The sequence below is a fragment of the Mycobacterium sp. genome (genome assembly GCF_049585075.1).
Lineage (GTDB): Bacteria > Actinomycetota > Actinomycetes > Mycobacteriales > Mycobacteriaceae > Mycobacterium.
The window spans coordinates 1-1,641 of record NZ_JBAUZA010000381.1 but is presented as its reverse complement, the minus strand read 5'-3'; the positions used below and the strand labels follow the sequence as shown (position 1 = coordinate 1,641).

Genomic DNA, 1,641 nt, shown 5'->3' with positions numbered 1-1,641 from the left:
GCGCGCATGCTCACCGCTCCACTGAGGAGCCGTCGCAAGAACGAAGCCGCCGCGACGGCTCAGGGCCTTCGCATGAGAAGTAATTCCCCAGATTGGCTCGATATGATTAACGCAGAGTTACGGACGGCGGCGAGGTGAGAAACCTCACCGCACCAGCACGTTCCTGAACTGCCAGGGATCCGACGTGTCGATGTCTTCCGGGAACAGTCCGGGACGATCGCGCAGCGGCGTCCAGTCGGTGTAATAACCCTTCACCGGGCCGAGATACGGCATCTGGATTTCCAGCAGACGATCGAAATCCATCTCGTCGGCTTCGACGATGCCTTCGTTCGGGTTTTCCAGCGCCCACACCATGCCGCCGAGCACGGCGGAGGTCACTTGCAGGCCGGTGGCGTTCTGATAGGGCGCGAGTTTGCGGGTCTCCTCGATGGAGAGCTGCGAGCCGTACCAGTAGGCGTTGTTGTCATGGCCGAACAGCAGCACGCCGAGTTCGTCGATGCCGTCGACGATCTCGTTCTCGTCGAGGATGTGGTGCTTTTCCTGCATTTTCGCTGCGCGGCCGAACATTTCATGCAGCGACAGCACGGCATCGTCAGCCGGATGATAGGCATAGTGGCAGGTCGGCCGATAGATCGCCGTGCCCGATGCGTCCCGCACCGTGAAGTAATCGGAGATCGAGATCGACTCGTTGTGGGTGACGAGGAAGCCATACTGCGCGCCGCGAGTCGGGCACCAGGTGCGCACGCGCGTGTTGGCGCCGGGCTGCATCAGATAGATGGCGGCGCCGCAGCCAGCTTCGTGGGTATGCGCATTCTCGGGCATCCATTTTTCGTGGGTGCCCCAACCGAGTTCGGACGGCTGCACGCCTTCCGACAGGAAACCTTCCACCGACCAGGTGTTGACGAAGACGTCCGGCTCTTTCGGCGACTTGGAGCGCTGGGTGTCGCGCTCGGCGATGTGGATGCCCTTGATACCGGCCTGCCGCATCAGATCCGCCCATTCGGCCCTGGTCTTCGGCTTGGGGGCATTGAGCTTCAGATCGGCGGCGACATCGAGTAGCGCCTGCTTGACGAAAAAGGAGACCATGCCGGGATTGGCGCCACAGCAGGAGACGGCCGTCGTCGAGCCCGAGGGGCGCGCCTTCTTGGCCGCCAGCGTCACTTCGCGAAGGGCGTAGTTGGAGCGCGCTTCCGGACCCTTCGAAGAATCGAAATAGAAGCCGAGCCAGGGCTCGTTGACGGTGTCGATATAGAGCGCGCCAAGTTCGTTGCAGAGCTCCATGATGTCGGTAGAGCCGGTATCGACCGAGAGATTGACGCAAAAGCCCTGGCCGCCGCCTTCAGTGAGCAACGGGGTCAGCAATTCGCGATAATTGTCCTTGGTCACGCCCTGCTGGATGAAGCGTACATTGTGCTTCTCGCAATGTGCCTTGCGGCCCTCGTCCTTGGGATCGATCACGGTGATGCGCGACTTGTCGTAATCGAGATGCCGCTCGATCATCGGCAACGTGCCTTTGCCGATGGAGCCGAAGCCAACCATGACGATGGGGCCGGTAATCTTCGCGTAGATCTGCGAGGCGGGGCTCATGGGATGGTTTCTCCGGAAAGTGCTGGCAGGCAAATGGTGAGGGGTGGATCAGGC

The 1,641-nt window shown here is 61.4% G+C and carries 1 protein-coding gene; it reads right to left on the bottom strand.

What is annotated here, in order from left to right; translation table 11 throughout:
* Positions 1-144 precede the first annotated feature (144 nt).
* Positions 145-1,587 (bottom strand): homospermidine synthase, encoded by a 1,443-nt coding sequence (locus WB785_RS17970; protein ID WP_424080653.1) that lies wholly within the window; start codon positions 1,585-1,587, stop codon positions 145-147.
* Between the last annotated feature and the right edge of the window lie 54 nt (positions 1,588-1,641).